The organism is Mesorhizobium sp. M0140, assembly GCF_040322475.1.
In the GTDB taxonomy this organism is placed as follows: Bacteria; Pseudomonadota; Alphaproteobacteria; order Rhizobiales; family Rhizobiaceae; genus Mesorhizobium.
This window is the reverse complement of record NZ_JAMYTM010000006.1, coordinates 80,278-97,227: the sequence shown is the minus strand read 5'-3', so window position 1 is coordinate 97,227 and position 16,950 is coordinate 80,278. Positions and strand designations below refer to the sequence as shown.

At 62.8% G+C, this 16,950-nt stretch carries 16 protein-coding genes; 10 read left to right on the top strand and 6 right to left on the bottom strand.

The window, feature by feature from the left end:
* Positions 1–7: 7 nt before the first annotated feature.
* The 4 genes from NKJ37_RS08475 to NKJ37_RS08460 all read right to left on the bottom strand — a co-directional run bounded on the left by NKJ37_RS08475 (position 8) and on the right by NKJ37_RS08460 (position 3,721).
* A complete protein-coding gene (locus NKJ37_RS08475) occupies positions 8–1,087 on the bottom strand; it encodes an extracellular solute-binding protein (RefSeq protein WP_023809407.1) in 1,080 nt (359 codons plus the stop codon).
* A gap of 3 nt (positions 1,088–1,090) precedes the next feature.
* Complete coding sequence (locus tag NKJ37_RS08470) at positions 1,091–1,783, bottom strand: helix-turn-helix domain-containing protein (protein ID WP_023809406.1); 693 nt, start codon at positions 1,781–1,783, stop codon at positions 1,091–1,093.
* A 135-nt stretch (positions 1,784–1,918) separates the two neighbouring features.
* A complete protein-coding gene (locus NKJ37_RS08465) occupies positions 1,919–3,013 on the bottom strand; it encodes an ROK family transcriptional regulator (protein WP_023809405.1) in 1,095 nt (364 codons plus the stop codon).
* Positions 3,014–3,070: 57 nt separating this feature from the next.
* Positions 3,071–3,721, bottom strand: coding sequence for an SGNH/GDSL hydrolase family protein (locus NKJ37_RS08460; protein WP_023809404.1), 651 nt, complete (start codon positions 3,719–3,721; stop codon positions 3,071–3,073).
* A gap of 342 nt (positions 3,722–4,063) precedes the next feature.
* Here NKJ37_RS08460 and NKJ37_RS08455 point away from each other — a divergent pair, with 342 nt between their 5' ends.
* The 5 genes from NKJ37_RS08455 to NKJ37_RS08435 all read left to right on the top strand — a co-directional run bounded on the left by NKJ37_RS08455 (position 4,064) and on the right by NKJ37_RS08435 (position 9,414).
* A complete protein-coding gene (locus NKJ37_RS08455; RefSeq protein ID WP_023809403.1) occupies positions 4,064–5,143 on the top strand; it encodes a substrate-binding domain-containing protein in 1,080 nt (359 codons plus the stop codon).
* 81 nt (positions 5,144–5,224) lie between these two features.
* Complete coding sequence (locus NKJ37_RS08450) at positions 5,225–6,736, top strand: sugar ABC transporter ATP-binding protein (RefSeq protein WP_023809402.1); 1,512 nt, start codon at positions 5,225–5,227, stop codon at positions 6,734–6,736.
* A 10-nt stretch (positions 6,737–6,746) separates the two neighbouring features.
* Positions 6,747–7,709, top strand: a complete 963-nt coding sequence (locus tag NKJ37_RS08445; protein ID WP_023809401.1) for an ABC transporter permease — start codon at positions 6,747–6,749, stop codon at positions 7,707–7,709.
* Between the two features lie 3 nt (positions 7,710–7,712).
* Positions 7,713–8,666 (top strand): ABC transporter permease, encoded by a 954-nt coding sequence (locus tag NKJ37_RS08440; protein WP_023809400.1) that lies wholly within the window; start codon positions 7,713–7,715, stop codon positions 8,664–8,666.
* A gap of 64 nt (positions 8,667–8,730) precedes the next feature.
* Entirely contained in the window at positions 8,731–9,414 is a 684-nt protein-coding gene (locus NKJ37_RS08435; protein ID WP_128303930.1) for an SGNH/GDSL hydrolase family protein, read from the top strand.
* A gap of 137 nt (positions 9,415–9,551) precedes the next feature.
* Here the strand turns inward: NKJ37_RS08435 and NKJ37_RS08430 are convergent, their stop codons facing one another.
* Positions 9,552–9,755, bottom strand: a complete 204-nt coding sequence (locus tag NKJ37_RS08430; RefSeq protein WP_245486178.1) for a hypothetical protein — start codon at positions 9,753–9,755, stop codon at positions 9,552–9,554.
* Positions 9,756–10,023: 268 nt separating this feature from the next.
* Positions 10,024–11,127 (bottom strand): histidinol-phosphate transaminase, encoded by a 1,104-nt coding sequence (locus NKJ37_RS08425; RefSeq protein WP_128303931.1) that lies wholly within the window; start codon positions 11,125–11,127, stop codon positions 10,024–10,026.
* Positions 11,128–11,257: 130 nt separating this feature from the next.
* Here NKJ37_RS08425 and NKJ37_RS08420 point away from each other — a divergent pair, with 130 nt between their 5' ends.
* The 5 genes from NKJ37_RS08420 to NKJ37_RS08400 all read left to right on the top strand — a co-directional run bounded on the left by NKJ37_RS08420 (position 11,258) and on the right by NKJ37_RS08400 (position 16,766).
* The gene (locus NKJ37_RS08420) at positions 11,258–12,031 is read left to right on the top strand and encodes an SDR family NAD(P)-dependent oxidoreductase (RefSeq protein WP_128303932.1); all 774 of its coding nucleotides are present in this window, start codon (positions 11,258–11,260) and stop codon (positions 12,029–12,031) included.
* A gap of 207 nt (positions 12,032–12,238) precedes the next feature.
* A complete protein-coding gene (hisD, locus tag NKJ37_RS08415; RefSeq protein ID WP_128303933.1) occupies positions 12,239–13,561 on the top strand; it encodes a histidinol dehydrogenase in 1,323 nt (440 codons plus the stop codon).
* Between the two features lie 15 nt (positions 13,562–13,576).
* The gene (locus NKJ37_RS08410) at positions 13,577–14,602 is read left to right on the top strand and encodes a zinc-dependent alcohol dehydrogenase (RefSeq protein ID WP_128303934.1); all 1,026 of its coding nucleotides are present in this window, start codon (positions 13,577–13,579) and stop codon (positions 14,600–14,602) included.
* Positions 14,603–14,634: 32 nt separating this feature from the next.
* Entirely contained in the window at positions 14,635–15,366 is a 732-nt protein-coding gene (hutC, locus tag NKJ37_RS08405) for a histidine utilization transcriptional repressor HutC (RefSeq protein WP_352610854.1), read from the top strand.
* A 107-nt stretch (positions 15,367–15,473) separates the two neighbouring features.
* Positions 15,474–16,766, top strand: a complete 1,293-nt coding sequence (locus NKJ37_RS08400; RefSeq protein WP_352773619.1) for a hypothetical protein — start codon at positions 15,474–15,476, stop codon at positions 16,764–16,766.
* The last annotated feature ends 184 nt before the right edge of the window (positions 16,767–16,950 follow it).

Sequence of the window (16,950 nt, the reverse complement as noted above, 5' to 3'; positions counted from 1 at the left end):
AGCCGGCTCAGTTGCCGGCCATCAGCGCCGTCCACTTGTCGGACGCGGCGGCGAAATTGGCGACCCAGAACTTGATGTTCTGCTGGTAGCCGAGCTTCGCGTGGTCCGGCGTGTTGGTCAGGAAGGCGGCGACGGATGCGTCGACCTTGGGCTGCGCCTCGTTGTTGATCGGCGAGTAGGACGTCTGCTCGGTCAGGATCTCCTGCGACTTCTTGCCGAGATAGGCGTTGATCAGCGCGTAGGAGGCATCGGTGTCCTTGGCGCCGACCGGGATGGTCAGCTGATCCATGACGACCAGCCAGTCCTTCCACACCGGCGTATAGGCAGCGCCATTCTTGACCGCCGTCATGGCGCGGCCAGTCCACATGATGATCATGTCGGCCTCGCCGGATTCGGCAAGCTGCTGGGATTCTGCGCCGGTCTTCCAGAAGATGGTGTCGGGGCCGATCGCCTTGATCTTGGCGATGCCCTTGTCGATATCGGCAGGCGTCATGGCGTCGACCTTGCCGCCGTCGGCCAGGATGGCCTGTTCGATCAGGCCGCCGAGCGGGCTGCCACTGCCGTCGATGGCACGGGTGCCGGGGAATTTCGCGGTGTCGAAGAAATCCTTCCAGTCCTTTGGCGGATTGTCCTTGTACGTGTCGTTCTTGTACATCAGGACCATGCCGTAGTTCATCGCCGGCACGCTGCATTCGCCGACCTGTCCGGGCGGGATGTGCGAGATGTCGAGCTTGGTCAGATCGAGTTTCTGGAACAGTTTTCCGCAATGCACGAAGGGCGGAAAATCGTCTGTGTCGACGACATCCCAGGTCACATTGCCTGATTCGACCTGCGCCTGAAGCTTGGCGATTTCGGTCGGTCCGTCGTTCAAAAGCTTGACGCCGCTCTTGTCGACGAATTCCTTGAGCGCGGCAACCTGGCCGTCCTGGTAGATGCCGCCATAGGAGACGAAGGTCAGCGTCTTGCCCTTCAACGAGCCGTCGACCACGGTTCCGGCCGGCGGCGCGTTCTGCGCGTGAGCGGCGGCTGCGAGCAAGGCCAGTGCGGCGGCGCCGACAAATCCGGCCAATCTTGATCTGCTTCCCATTTTCTAACCCTCCGATGGCTCGCTGTTTGATTTTGGCAGGCCGGGCGCGAGCGTTTTCCGGGCTACATATTGATCGAGGTCGACAGCGCCGCTTGTCGGCGGCGCGATGATCCACAGCACCTCGGCCACCGCATCGCCGACATTGATCGTCCGGTGCGGCGTCGAGGTCGAATATTCGATGCTGTCGCCCTCTTCGAGGGTGAAGCTCTCGTCGCCGAGCGTCAGTTGCACGCGTCCGCGCAGCACGAGGAACATCTCGCTCGCGTTGCCATGCGTATAGGGCACGTCGCCGGTGGAGCCGCCGACGGCGAACTCGCCGCAATAGACTTCCATCTCGCGGATCGGCCGGCGCGACAGCAGCGTCTTGCGGTAGCCTTCGCTGGTCGGCAGCGCCGGCCGCTCGGCGCGTGTCAGCACCGCGTGCGGCGACACTTCGCAGTCGTCGAAAAGATCGGCGAGGCTGATGCCGAGCGCATTGGCGATCAGCATCAATGTGCTGGTGTTGGCGCCGGAAAGGCCGCGCTCGAGCTGGCTCAGGAAGCTGGCGGTGGTGCCGATCATGCCGCCGAGCTGGCGCAGCGTCAGGCGCCGCGTGGTGCGATAGGCCTTGATGCGATCGCCCAATACCGTCGAGCGGCGCGCTTCGGCGCTGGTTGCGGCATTGTCATTGAGTGCGTGATCCGCAGCGATTTTCATGGCGATCTCAGGGTTCACTTAACATGCTATTAAGTGAGGCGTCCTGGCAAGTAGATTCGCTTGGTCACCTGAAAATCATCGATGGACCTGCAGAGGGTGCATGATCGGCAGACCGGCAACGCCGGTTCGGCTCGATCACTGGATCATGAAGCGTGAACTGAACGGCAGGCTTGCCGCGCCGACGGCCTTCGGGCTGATGCTGACCCGCGCGGGCAGCGCTTCGATGCCGGGGAATTCCCGGCCGATGTCGTCGCACAAGGCCTCGGCGATCTTTTGCGGCGCATAGCTGGACAGGACGACCGAACTGAACTCGACAAACTGGGTCAGCGCGGAGATCGACGCTTTCAGGCGGTCGGAACACTCGCCCAGCCATGCGCTGTAGGCCTCGCCCAGGTCAGGCCACTCAGGGCTGCTGCTCCAGATGATTTCGGACGGGCGCCCGCGCATGGCCAGTTCGCTCTCCAGGCGCATCAGGCCATGATCGAAGCTGGCGCTGGAGTTTCCCTTGTAGATCTGGTGGTTGAGGATGAGCCTGCTCTGCAGCCGTGCTCCCAGATAGAAGAACAGATAGTCGTTGAGCGGCTTTGCGACGCCGAACATGCTCTCGCCGCCAGCTGCCGCGGTGATGTCGTTCTGCACGAAAACCGGCAGCTTGATCTGTTCCTCGATCTCCCCCTGCAAGGCTTTCAGCGAGGTGCTCGATCCGTTGCGGGTTGCAGCCATCGTGTCGACATCGTCGGGAACGGCCAGGCCGATGCCGGCAACCCGGCTGCGCGCCTCGACCGGCAGGCTGGTCATGGCTTGCCTGATCGCGCCGAACAGATCGCCGCTTTGCGGAAAGGGATTGGCTTCATCCGCCGGCAATTGCGTGTGGAAGCGCACGGTGCCGATGAAATCGATGAGTGCGATGTCGATCCGGCGTCGGCTGAAGCCGACGCCAACCGCATAGGCGCCCTCCGGGTTGAGCGAAAGCGGGATGGTGGGCGGCCCGACGCGGCCGCGCTGCGCCTCGCCTTGCGAGACCAGGCCTTCCTGCTCGAGCGAGCGGACGATAACCGATGCCGTCTGCGCCGAGAGGCCGGTTTTTTCGCCGATTTCCATCCGCGAAATGCCTTCGTTCTGAAGCAGCAGCGACAGCACCAGCCGCTCATTGTAGCTGCGGACGCTCAACGCATTCAGCCCGCTCGCGCGATCGGCGATGCGCAATGGATTGGGTGGTGCGAACCTCATGTCAGGCAAGGGTCGCCCCGTCGGTTGGAGCTCGTTGCCCGGTGGCTTTAGTGTTGCTCATGTCGAGCGGCTCCAGCCGATGGCATCGACCGCGCGGGCAAGTGCGGTGCCCAGCAATCTGTGCGCCTCGGCATCGATGTGAAAGCCGTCCGCTTCGCTGCACGACACCACCGAGCCGGCATCGAAAAAGTGGAGTTCGAGCGAGTCCGCCAGAACCTCGAACTCGAGCGCGAGCAGGCGCGATTTCTCCGGCGCACCGGCGAAGATGGACTTCCATTCCTTGACGTCGTCCTGCATCGGCGGCGGCGCCACGATCATGATCTCGGGCGTCGAGCCGCCTGGCCCAGGCGCCAGCTCCTTGATGTCATAGACGAGGCAGCCGATCCCCATCGCCACTTCCGACGGCGGCTTGTTGAAGCGGATCTTCAGGTCGTTGGTGCCGAGCATGATGATGACGAGGTCGAGCGTCGCATGGCTCTGCAGGCAGGGGCGAAGATAGGTTCTGCCGTTTTTGTGGGCGCCCTCGATCGGGTCGTCGTGGACGGTGGTGCGGCCGCTCAATCCTTCCTCGATGACATACCAGTCGGGGCCTAGCTGAGAACGCAATATTCCCGGCCAGCGTTCACCCGGCCCATAGCGCTCGAGCGGCCCCCTGCCGGGGATCTGGCCGTGCGTGTTGGAGTCGCCGTAGCACAAGACTGATCGCATGTTTTTCCCGCCGGGACTGACAGCGCGCCGAAGCCGGCGAGCGCCATTCATGATGGATAGCGGAGCGGTGAAAGGCAAGCAAGGGAATAGTCATTCAACATGACTAACTATTGACAGGGCGAATCCGCTGTGCTTCTAAAGTGCCGGAGGAGTTCTCAACCGTCACCATCGTCCAGCCCGGGTTGGGCCTCGACACGCATGTGTTCGGGGACGGGAGAATCGCGTGCATCGGTCGGTTTGCGACGACGAGCATGCATCGGGAGAGCGTCTCGCGGCAGTACACATTCGTACGGCCGGCCATACGAATTCGTAGGCCGGGACAACCACAAGGAGGAGAGTTGAATGTTAGGATTGCTGAAAACCGTCGGCCTGGGGATGCTAGTTGCGTCCACGCTTGCCGTGACGTCCCTGGCGCATGCGGAAGACATCAAGCTGATGGACGGCGTCGCGCCGCGCCCCGACGACACGCGCATGACCGCGGCCGGTGCGTTCAAGAAGGACCCGCCCTGGGTCATCGGAATGAGCGACTTCGGCGTCAACGCAAACACGTGGACGGTACAGGTGGCGCATGAGGCGGAGAATGCCGCGGCCAAGGACAAGCGCATCTCGAAATTCATCCTGCTCGATGCCGGCTTCGACCAGAAGAAGCAGGTGGCGGATATCGAGGACCTGATTGCGCAGCATGTCGACGCGATCATCGTGCAGCCGGTGACCAGCACATCGGCGAATGCCAGCATCGCCAAGGCGGTCGCCGCCGGCATTCCCGTCATTCTCCACACCGGTCGCATCGATTCCGACGCCTACACCACCGAAATCCAGGGCGGCGCCGAGCATTTCGGCAAGGTGATGGGCGACTGGCTGGTCAAGACCGTCGGCGACAACGGCAAGATCTGGGTCCTGCGTGGCCTGGCCGGACATCCGGAAGACACCAACCGCTACAACGGACTCCTGGAGTCGCTCAAGGGCACGCATGTGCAGATCATCGCCGAGGAGCATGGTGACTGGCAGTACGACAAGGCCAAGAAGCTGTGCGAGACGCTTTATCTGAACAACCCACAGGTTGACGGCATCTGGTCGTCCGGCGCTGACATGACGCGCGCCTGCGTCGATGTCTTCAAGCAGTTCGGCACGCCCGTTCCGCCGATTTCGGGCGAGGGCAACAATGGCTATTTCGGCCAGTGGATCACGGACGGGTTCAAGTCGATCTCGCCGGAATACAGCCCCGCCCAAGGTGCGGCCGGCGTGCGCGCCGCTGTTGCCCTTCTGGAAGGCAAGCAGCTCTACAAACGCTATGTCTATAATCCCGACGGATGGGACCAGGACAAGGCCAAAAAATACTATCGCGACGACCTGACCGCCAATGTCTGGTGGCCGAGCGAACTGCCCGAGGACAAGCTGAAGGAATATTACGGCAAGAAGTGACGGCGCCGTGGCTGGCGGGGAGTGGACAAGCATTCCCCGCAGGCCGTTCCATGTGTTGAATTTGGTTCGTTCGAGGGTTTCGTGACCAATCTTATCGAGATGTCCCACATTTCGAAGGCATTCGGAGGGAGCAAGGCGCTCCATTCCGTTTCCCTCGATCTCAAGGCGGGCAGCGTCCACGCCCTGATGGGCGAGAACGGCGCCGGCAAATCGACGTTGATGAAGATCCTGGCGGGCGTGCATCAGCCCGATTCCGGCGAGATCTTCATGAACGGGGAGAAGCTCGATCTGAAATCGCCGCGCGCCGCACTCGATGCCGGCATTTCGACCGTTTTCCAGGAGCATTCGCTGCTGCCCAATCTGTCGATCGCCGAAAACATGTTTCTGGGCCGGGAGCCGACGACCCGGTTCGGCTCGATCGATTATCGGGCGATGAAAAGCCAGACCGCCAAGGCGCTTGGCGAACTCGGCCTCACGCTCGACCCGTCGCAACTCGTTTCCAACCTGACCATAGCCGAGCGGCAATTCGTCGAGATCGCGCATTGCATCCAGGCGGACGCCAGCGTGCTTATCCTCGACGAGCCGACGGCTGCTCTCAACGCGGCCGATGTCGATGTGCTCAACCGCAACATCCGCCGGCTGCGCGATAAGGGAAAAGCCATCGTCTACATCTCGCATCGCATGGAGGAGATCTTCGAGCTGTGCGACACGGTGACGGTGCTGAAGGACGGCGCACTGGTCGGCACCAGGATGGTGTCCGAGATCACCACCGACGACCTCATCGCCATGATGGTCGGACGCGAACTCCAGGACCTTTTTCCCGATCGCACGGGCGATAAGGGTGATGAGATCCTGCGAGTCGAGAACCTCAGAATCACCGACACATCGCGGCCGCTGTCGCTGTCTTTGCACAAGGGTGAGATCGTAGCCCTGGCCGGACTGGAGGGGCAGGGCCAGCAGCGCTTCCTGAGATCGCTGATCGGCCGCTATCATCCCTCCGCCGGGACGATTTCCGTCAACGGCAAAGCGCTGAAAATGCCGCTCCCGGCATCATCAGGCGTTCGCCATTTGCAGCAGCTGAGGGTCGGCTTCGTTCCCGAGGACCGCAAGGAGGAGGGGCTCTTCCTCGCTTTGCCGATCGCCCACAACATCGCCATCGGATTGCATTCGAGGCGATTCGAACTCGCGCCGGCGCAGCCGTATCGAAACGTCATCGCCCGCATGATGGAGGTCATGAACATAAAGGCGGCAGGGCCGTCCGCGCCGGTCGGCTCCCTGTCGGGCGGCAACCAGCAAAAGGTTCTCCTCGGCCGCTACCTGGCCGCCGATCTCGATCTTCTGCTGGTCGAGGAGCCGACCCGCGGCGTCGACATCGGCGCCAAGTCCGAGATCTACCACCTGCTGCGCGACTTTACCGCCAAGGGCGGCGCCGTGCTGGTGCTCTCGCGCGAGACGATCGAGTTGATCGGGCTCTGCGATCGCATCTACGTCGTCCACGACGACACCATCGTTGCCGAAATGCCGGCGGCGCAGGCGACGGAACACAAGATCCTCGACGCGGCCCTGACGGGCGGCTCCGCGCGCCAGCACTAGGGGGGCTGCCATGGTTCGCTCGCTGTTCAACATCCTGAGTGGCCGGAACACGCGGCAAGGCCTGTGGGGCCTGCCACTGCTGGTCGCCTTGTTCATTTCGCTGTGGCTGACCGTCGAGACGACACAATTTGCCACGGCCGAAAACCTCTTCAACCTGGTGGCCCAGGCAATGCCGCTGATCATCGCGGCCATCGGACAGTTGGTGGTCGTGCTCATCGGCGGGCTCGATCTGTCGGTCGGCTCCGTCATCAGCTTCACCACGGCGGTGCTGGCGCTCGATCAGCCGGCTGTCGTGCTGATCCCGGCGGTCTTCGTGCTGGCGGCACTCATCGGGCTGATCAACGGCCTGGCGATCACCCGTTTCAACGTCCATCCGATCATCGCGACGCTGTCGACGCAGTACATCGTGCTCGGCATCACGCGCATCCTGCGTCCTGTGTCCGGCGGTACGGTGCCGGAGATCGTCATCGATGCCGTCTCAGGCAGTTTCCTCGGCGTTCCCTATCCGGTTTTCTGGGGCATCGTCGTGATCCTGGCAGCGTGGAAACTGCTCTACGGATCGCGATACGGGCTGCATCTGTTTGCGATTGGCGGCGGCATTGCTTCGGGCGCTGAAAGTGCTGCCCGCAATTTCGGCGTCTCCGACCGTCGCAACATCATCCTCGCCTATGTGGTCTGTTCCTGTTTCGCGGCCGTTGCCGGTGTCTTCCTGGCCGGGCGCATCGTGTCGGGCGATCCGAATGTCGGGCTGCTTTTCGAACTCGACACCGTCACCGCCGTCGCCCTTGGAGGCACCCAGCTCTCCGGCAGCATAGGCAGCCTGCACGGCACGGTGATCGGCGCGCTGGTCATGGCGCTGCTGGCCAATGGCATGAACCTCGCCAACGTCTCCCCCTTTGTCCAGACCGCGATCAAGGGCGGCATCCTGCTGGCGGTGGTCGGGCTGCAATCCCGCAAGAAGATGGGGCTCTAAAAGATGGCTGCCGTTCTCGCAAATCCGATCGCCCGGCGCCTGCTGCGCATACCGCCGTCCTATTTTGTCTTTCTCGTGCTGCTGGCGACGCTGTGGATCGCGCGACCGAACATGCTCAACCTCAACATCATGGGTATCTTCGTCAGGCAGATCGTCCCGCTCGGCATCCTGGTGCTGGGGCAGCTCGTCGTCATGCGGGTGAAGTCGATCGACCTCTCCGGCGGCGGCATCATCCTGCTCATCAACTATTTCATCTCGTCGGGCACTTTCCCCGGCGCGTCGATGCCTTTCTTCGTCGTGCTGGCGCTCGCCACCGGCCTCGTCATCGGCCTGTTCAACGGCTTCATGATAGGGAGCCGGCGGGTGTCGGCTGTCATCGTCACGCTGGCGGTCAGCATCATCCTGGTAGGGCTGGTGCAGTTCCTGTCGAGCGGCAATCCGCCCGGCGATGTGCCGAAGCTGTTCAACGACCTCTACAACACGAAATTCCTGTCGGTTCCGACGCCGGTGCTGTTCTGGGTCCTGCTGACCGCTTCGGTGTGGCTGCTTCTGTCGCGGACCGTCTTTGGCCGCTACGTCGCCTCGGTCGGGGAGAATGCCGAAGCCGCGCATTTTTCCGGCGTGCCGGTCCAGCGCACGGTCATCCTGGCGCATACGCTCGCCGGCCTGATCGCGGCGATCGCGGCCCTGGTGCAGACCGGTTCGATCGCCGTCGGCAGCGTCCGTGTCGGCCTCGACCTGCCGATCCTGGCGGTCGCGGCAACGATCCTCGGCGGCGTCGTCTTCGGTCGTGGCGACGGCGGCGTCTGGGGGCCCTTCTTCGGGGCGCTGTGCTTTGCGCTGCTGTTCGTGGTGATGACGGTGCTCGGCATCGACGAGCCCGGCAAGCTCATCGCGCAGGGCGTCATCATCCTCGGCGCGGCGATCTTCTACGGAGTGCGCGTGCGAAACCCCTGACTTAAGACGGCGAAAAGCAAGTGCGCCGGCGTTCAGACAATTGCAAACAGATGGAGAAACATGGATGTCACCGCCAAAAAACATCATGTGCTACGGCGACTCGCTGACCTGGGGCTGGGTTCCGGTCAAGGAGGGGTCGCCGACCTACCGCTACCCTTATGATCAGCGCTGGACCGGTGTGATGGCGACGGCGCTAGGGGCGGGCTACCACATCATCGAAGAAGGCCTGAGCGCGCGCACCACCTGTCTCGACGACCCCAACGATCCGCGCCTGAACGGGGCCAATTATCTGCCCGCGGCCATCGCCAGCCATCTGCCGCTCGATCTGGTCATCGTCATGCTCGGCACCAACGACACCAAGTCTTATTTCCGCCGGACGCCCTATGAGATCGCCAATGGAATGGCGAAATTGGTCGGGCAGATCCTGACCAGCGCCGGGGGCATCGGCACCCCGTATCCGGCGCCGAAGGCGCTGGTCATTGCGCCGCCGCCGCTGACCCCGATGCCCGATCCGTGGTTCGAGGGCATGTTCGGCGGCGGGCACGAAAAATCCAGAGACCTGGCCAGGCAATACAAGGCGATGGCGGATTTTATGAAGATCGATTTCCTCAATGCCGGCGATTACCTCACCACGGACGGTGTCGACGGAATTCATTTCACCGCCGCAAACAACGCCGATCTGGGGCGCGCCGTCGCCGACAAGGTCAAGTCGATCCTCGAGCCGGGCAAGGTCAGCACTGCCGCCTGAAGCTGCCAGGCCGTCGGCCTGCGGCACACAGGCCCATGGCGCAGGTGTATCGCTCGTTCCTCCGGCGATACACATCGATACGGGGCCGTTTGGCCCCGTATCGATGTGGCGCTCGACGCCTCCAGACCTGCGTTGATCTAGGGCCTTGCGCTCCGAGGGACATGATCGGCGGACGCTTTGGTTTGGCGGTCGAAAACGACCGCCAGGCCGTTCTTCACGGCAAGCGCGGCGACCATGTCGTCGAGTTCGCGATCGGGAATGGCGGGTTTGAGGACCTGCCGGATGGCCCGATAGGCCTGCTCGGTCGACACATAGTCGTAGTGCTTTTTGCGCGCTTCCACATATGCTCGATGAGAATGCCCAATCGGCGGGCGGCGATGTCATCTGGTTGCTGCAAGGGAGCCTCCTCAGGGTCGATCGTTTGCAGACCCCCGAGATGTAAAAACCCACGCCGCGAAAGTTAAGGCCTCCTGTCGGTTTGAAGCCCAAAAAATCTATTGCCTCCGTTCAACGAACTGCGCCGCAGAGTGACATCGTGTCCGAATTGGCACATCGCAGCCGCAAGGCGCGGGTCAACTAACCCGTCCGAATTGCGAACAAAGCGTGTATTCAGAACAGTTCCGACAGAACGGCCATGAAGTGGTCGTTCTCCGCAGCCGAGCCGATGCTGGCGCGCACATAGGTGTCAAAACCCTGCTGCTTCCACGGCTTGACGATGACGCCTTGCCGCAGCAGGCCTTCAACGAAGGCGGAAGCATCTTGCCGGCAGTTGAAGAACAGGAAGTTGCCCCTGGAGGCGGCGACGTCGAGGCCCTTGCTTGCCAGGAAAGTCTCGACGCGTTTTCTCTCCGCCCTGGCCAGCGCGACGACCCTGGCGAGGTGTTCGTCGTCGGCCAGCGCCGCGAGTGCGGCGGCTTGGGCCATGCCGTTGGCGTTGAAAGGCGTGCGGACGCGGTCGAGCAGCGCGCGCAGCTCCGGGTCACCGACGATGCCGAAGCCGATCCGCAATCCGGCCAGACCGAACGCCTTGGAAAAGGTCCGCAGCACGATCCAGGGCCGGTCCAGCTTTTCGAGATAGGGCAGGGACGACGCATAGTCGTCGCCCTCGGCATATTCGGCATAGGCTTCGTCGATGACGATCAGCGTCTCGTCGCTCGTCGCATCCAGAACCCTCGACAGATCGCCGCCGGAGAGCCAGCTGCCGACCGGGTTCATCGGGTTCGAGAACAGCAGCATGCGCGGCCGCTCGCGCGCCGCCTCGACCAGCGCATCGACATTAATGGTCAGATCGTCGTTGACGACAACGCGCTTGACGGTAGCGCCCATCAACGTCGCGTAGTCCTCATGCAGCGGAAACGACGGATAGAGCGTGACGACGGCGTCGCCCGGCCGCAACACGGCACGGCTGATGACGGAGAGAAGGTCTTCGGAACCGTTGCCGAGGATAATCTGGTCCTCGGTGACGGCATATTTGTCGCCGATCGCTTGGCGCAGCTTGCGCCCGGCAGGGTCCGGATAGAGGCGGAACATCTCGGAGCCGGCATGCATCGTCGTGACGAGGGTCGGGCTGGGCCCGAGCGGATTTTCGTTCGAGCCCAGTTTGGCGATCCTGGCCGGTGCGTATCGCTCCATAACCTCGTCAATGGTGAGCCCGGAATTGTAGGGCGACAAACGGTTGACTTCGGTGCGGACCATATCCGAGGCTTTCGACACGGGTGGGCTCCTTTGCGGCGGATTTCGTCATCCGTACCGTAGTCGAAATAGTTTGTATATGCTTGTATATGTAACTTGATCTGATAGTCTCGACGCTGAAGCGGAAACCGACACCGATCAGGAGGATCACATGCGCAACGCTTCTCTCTTCGATCTCTCCGGCAGGAAGGCGCTTGTCACCGGTGCAAGCCGGGGCATCGGGCGCAGCATCGCCGAGGCGCTGAGTGCTGCCGGCGCAGACGTCGCGGTCACGGCGCGCAGCCTGGCCTCGCTGGAGGCCACCACGGCAGCCATCCGCGCCGCCGGCGGAGTGGCGCACGCCATCGCTCTCGACGTCACCGATGTCGGCCGCTGCCGGGCAGCAACCGCAGAGGCTGCCAGCCTGCTTGGCGGTCTCGACATTCTCGTCAACAATGCCGGCGTGGAGGAGGTGCGGCCCTCGCTCGATGTCGACGAGGCGCTGTGGGACAGGATCGTCGACACGAATCTCAAGGGAGCGTTCTTCTGCGCCCAGGCCGCCGCGCGGCAGATGCGCGACGCCGGACGCTCTGGTGCCATCATCAATCTGTGCTCGCTGACATCCGAAGTCGGAATCCCCACCGCGGTGCCGTATGGCTCGTCGAAGTCGGGCCTGCTCGGCATGACCCGCGCCCTTGCGGCGGAGTGGGCGGAGCTTGGCATAAGGGTCAACGCCATCGCGCCGGGCTATTTCAGGACGGCGATGACCGACGTTTTTTACAGCGACGAGGCATGGCAGCACTCCATGCTGGCCAAGATCCCGCAGCGGCGTTTCGGTGATCTCCACGACTTGCACGGCATCGCCGTGTTCCTCGCTTCGGATGCGGCTGCCTACATAACCGGCCAGTCCATTCCGGTCGATGGCGGCTTTCTCGCCTCGATCTGATGAGGCAGGTTTGCCTCCGCAGTTTCGACGGGAAGGATGATGGAAAAATTGCTGGCGACCATCATACATACATGTATATACTTTTGCCTGAGTGAAGCCTCTCGACGGCTTTGATCCTTGCCCCGGTCGGCTTGTCGACCCGCAGAACTATGGCCATCCACGGGCCAACCGTCATTGCGTTCCAAGAGTTCCAGGAGACGAGCAATCATGTCCGACATCAGCTTCCACGATCTGTCATCCATCGATGCCGACCAGCGCGCCAGTCTGCTGAAGCGCGCCGAGGCCGATCTGACGGTCTTCGTTGAGAAGGTCCGGCCGATCATCCAGGCCGTCAAGGACGAAGGCGACGCCGCCTTGATCCGCTTCGCCAGGGAACTCGACAAGGCCAATGTCGCCGAGGGCGAACTGCAGGTGTCGGAAGCCGAGTTCGATGCGGCGTTCGACAAGGTGGAAAGGGACGTCGTCGAGAGCATCCAGTTCGGCATCGACAACATCAGGCATTTCCATGAGGAGCAGAAGCCGGAAACGATGTGGCTCAAGGAAGTCCGGCCGGGCGCCTATGCCGGGGACAGGTACACGCCGATCGCTTCCGTTGCGCTCTACGTGCCGCGCGGCAAGGGCGCTTTCCCGTCAGTGACGATGATGACGTCGGTGCCGGCGGTGATTGCCGGCGTGCCGCAGATCGCCATCGTGACGCCGCCGACATCGGATGGGTCGGTGGACGCGGCAACGCTCGTCGCCGCGCGTCTCGCCGGCGTGGGCACGGTCTACAAATGCGGCGGCGCCCAGGCAGTTGCCGCCGTCGCTTACGGCACCGAGACGGTGAAGCCCGCGCTCAAGATCGTCGGTCCCGGCAGCCCGTGGGTCGTGGCGGCCAAGAGCGTGCTGTCGTCGGTCATCAACACAGGTCTTCCGGCCGGCCCGTCGGAAGCGATCATCTTTGCCGATGACAGCGTCGACGGCGGGCTTGCCGCGCTCGACCTGTTGATCGAAGCCGAGCACGGGCCAGATTCCTCGGCCTATCTGGTGACGCACAGCCGCAAGGTTGCAGAAGCAGCACTCGCCGCACTTCCCGAGCATTGGTCGCGGATGACCGAGCAGCGTGTGGAGTTTTCGCGCGCGGTGTTGACCGGCAAGCGCGGCGGCATCGTGCTGACCGCATCGCTGGAAGACAGCTACCGCTTCATCAACGACTATGCGCCCGAACATCTCGAGATCCTGTCGACGGAGCCGTTCGCCCATCTCGGACGCATCACCGAGGCGGCCGAAATCCTCATGGGACCGCATACGCCGGTGACCCTTGCCAACTTCGTCCTTGGACCCAATGCAGTGCTGCCGACCAGCCGGTGGGCGCGGACCTACGGCCCGCTTTCGGTGACGGATTTCGTCAAGCGCTCGTCGGTCGGCTATGTCACCTCGGCGGCCTATCCGGAACTCGCTCTGCATGCCCGCAGGCTTGCCCGCTATGAGGGCTTCAGTTCGCACGAGAACGCGGTCTCGGAAATCCGCGACCGCTATCTCGCCGGCTGAGCGGAAACGATCGCGATGAGGGCTGCTCGACTTTATCGACCTGGTGACCTGCGTGTCGAGGACATCGCTCCGCCAGGCGCGCCGGATGCGGGCTGGGTGAAGCTCAGGGTCGATGCCGCCGGCATCTGCGGTTCGGACCTGCATAATTTCCGCACGGGACAGTGGATAAGCCGGTCGCCTTCGACGGCCGGCCATGAACTCACCGGCACGGTGACCGCCATCGGCGCAGGCGTCGATAGCGTCGCCGTCGGTGACAGGGTGGTTGCCGATTCCCGGTTCTGGTGCGGAGACTGCGCGCAATGTCATGCCGGCAGGCGGCATCTCTGCGCGTCGCTGGGCTTCGTGGGAGAAATCTGCGACGGCGGATTTGCCGAACAGGCGGTGCTGCCCGCACGGCTTTTGCATATCATCGATGCCGCGCTCGACGAGCGGGTTGCGGCGATGGCCGAACCGCTGGCGGTGGCGCTGCATGCGGTGCGGCGGCTGCCGAAAACGGCAGGCGCGGTGCTGGTGGTCGGCTGCGGGCCGATCGGTGGTCTTGCCGCGCTGCTGCTGTCGCGGACCTTCGCCGGCACCGTGCTCGTCGCCGACCGCAACCAGAGCCGCTGCGCCCGGGTGGCGCGGGTGGCGGGTGCCACGATCGTCGATCTGAACCGGGATGCCGTTGCCGCTGCGACTGCCAATGCGCCGCTGCTCGCGGCCATTGAGGCGACCGGCAGCATTGCGGCGCTCAATCAGTTGCTCGGCGTTCTCGATCCCGGCGGCACGATCGCCATGGTGGGCATCTTTCACGGCCGCCTCGACATTGATCCCAATACGCTGGTCGAACGCGAAATCGGGTTGCTGGGATGCCACGCCTTTGCCGATGAGCTGCCCGAGGCCGTGCGGATGCTAGGTGAACTCAGCGAACCGCTGTTGGCGCTGATCGACCAGGAGATCGGCCTGGATGACATTCCGGCTGCCTATGAGCGGCTGTTGGCGGGACACAGCGACGGCTTGAAAACAATCATCCGCATGCGGCAACCTGTCGAGCAGTCGTGATTTCCGATGAATCGCCGGAAAGGACTTTTGAAATGATCACTTTGCCCGACACGGCCAGCCCTCTCTACGAGAAGGTGAAGGACTACATCCTGGCCAACATCGGAACGGGCCGGTGGGGCAAGGATCGCAAGCTGCCGTCCGAGAATGAGTTGGTGGCTTCACTCGGCGTGTCGCGGATGACGGTTCACCGGGCGCTCAGAGAGTTGACCTCGGCCGGGTTCCTGATCCGTCTGCAAGGTGTGGGAACTTTCATCGCGCCACCGCGGCCGCAATCGACGCTGATCGAGATCAACAACATCGCAGCCGAGATCGTCGAGCGCGGCAACAGGCATCGATCCGAAGTCCTCGTCCTCGAAACCATCATGCCGACAAAGGAGCTGGCGCTGTCGTTCGAGTTCGCAAAGCGCGTCCCGATCTATCATTCTGTCGTCGTCAATTTCGAGAATGATTTGCCGGTGCAACTCGAAGAGCGCTTCGTCAATCCGAGCCTCATCCCCGACTATGACAAGCAGGATTTTTCGAAGACGGCGACCTATGACTACCTCATGCAGAAAACCCCGGTGACCGAGGTCGAGCATATCATTTCCGCCATCCCGGCCGATGGCGAGACGGCGCGGCATCTGGGCATCGATGTCGGCGCCTGCTGCCTCTTCCTGCACCGCCGGACATGGACAGGCGCGGTGGTGGCCACGATCAGCAAGCTGACTTATGCCGGCAGCCGCTACTCGCTCGGCAGCCGCTATTCCCCTTCAAAAAGCAGCTAACGGAAGCAGGATGAATGCAAGTCGGGAGCGGTTTCGTTGTCAATGTATATACATGTGCTGACGAGAACGCTTTCGCTCTCGAATGAACGGGCCAAGAAGGACAACAGATGACGCAGACACAGAGTCGCACGGCGCGGATCCGGGCACTCGCGCAGCATGATGTTGCCGAAGCACAAAGCGCGCTGGCGGCATTGCTGGGCGACCTGTTCGCGATGACCCCCCGCAATGTGCGCATCAACTTCGACAAGTACAGCCTCAATTCGTTGAACGGCTTCTTCGAGGATGATGGCAAGGCCTACTTCTTCAAGTTCCATCAGGAGGAGCGGGAAGAGGCGATGACGGGCGAGTATTACCGCGCCGAGATTCTGTCGCGCGCAGGCCTGCCGGTCGACCAACCCGTGCATATGTCTGCCCAACCAGGCGAGCAGATCCTTGTCTATCGCCGCCGCACGGATCCAAGATTTTCGGATGTGCTGTTCGCGCTGGATGGGCAGGACGATGCCTGCAAGCGGCAAGAAGCCGTTCTTGCCGAGCGCGACCTGTCGGCCAGGCTGCTCAAGGTCTATCTCGAGACGCTGCATCCCGTCACTGTCGAGGACGTGGCGGCGGAGCCGATCCACAGGCTGTTTCATGAGCGGCTGATCGATGCCGAGACACGCTTGTCACCAGGCGGAAGGCTGGCCGATTTCTATGTCGGCAAGCCGTTCGTCTTTCCCGGTGCCGAGCTGGATTGGGACCGGTTTTCCCGGCTGAAATTCGTCATCAACGACCAGCAGTACACCGACAGCATCGGTGAGCTTTTCGATGCCGCGGCTGTGCGCTTACGGCCGGACCGCCTTGCCGATGCCGGCGGCGTGGTCGCGCATGGCGACGCCCACAACGCCAACGTCTGGTACACGGCGAAGGCGGGGAGGGCGGAGCTGTCCTTCTTCGATCCTGCCTTTGCCGGCTCGCATATCCCGACGCTGCTGGCCGAGGTGAAGGCGACGTTTCACAACATCTTCGCCCACCCGTTCTGGCTCTATGATCCGGCGACCGCGACAGAGGCTTTTCGCGCGCAGGCGCGGCTGGACGGAAATCCGCTCCATGTCGACACGGACTGGGACCTGAGCCTCGTCCGCCGCGACCTGCTGGAGGTCAAGGCGACAGCGCTGTGGCGGCCATTGCTGCTGGAGCTCAAACGGCGCGGCATGCTGCCGGCCGATTGGCGCGCGGTGCTGCGAGCCGGTCTTTTCCTGTCGCCGACGCTGGTCATGAACCTGCGGGCTGGCGCGCGCAGCCACACGCCGGTCTCCTCCCTCATTGCCTTCTCAGTCGCGGTCATGGTCGGCAGCGAGCCCGTTGCCGGGGCCGATCGGGTGACAGGTTTCCTCGACCGGATCGATCCGGAAAAAGCGTGAAAATTGAGTCTTTCCAACTTGTATATGCATGTATGTATTTTAGCCTTGACATCCGCTCCCGCTGACGCTGAAATATCCTCGCACTTCACCATGAAGTGGCAGGTAAGACGCCGAGGCACAGTGCCGCAAGAGCAGAAACCCGCAGTCTCACCAGGCCGGCTACCTCAGTTAGAAAAAGCGGTCT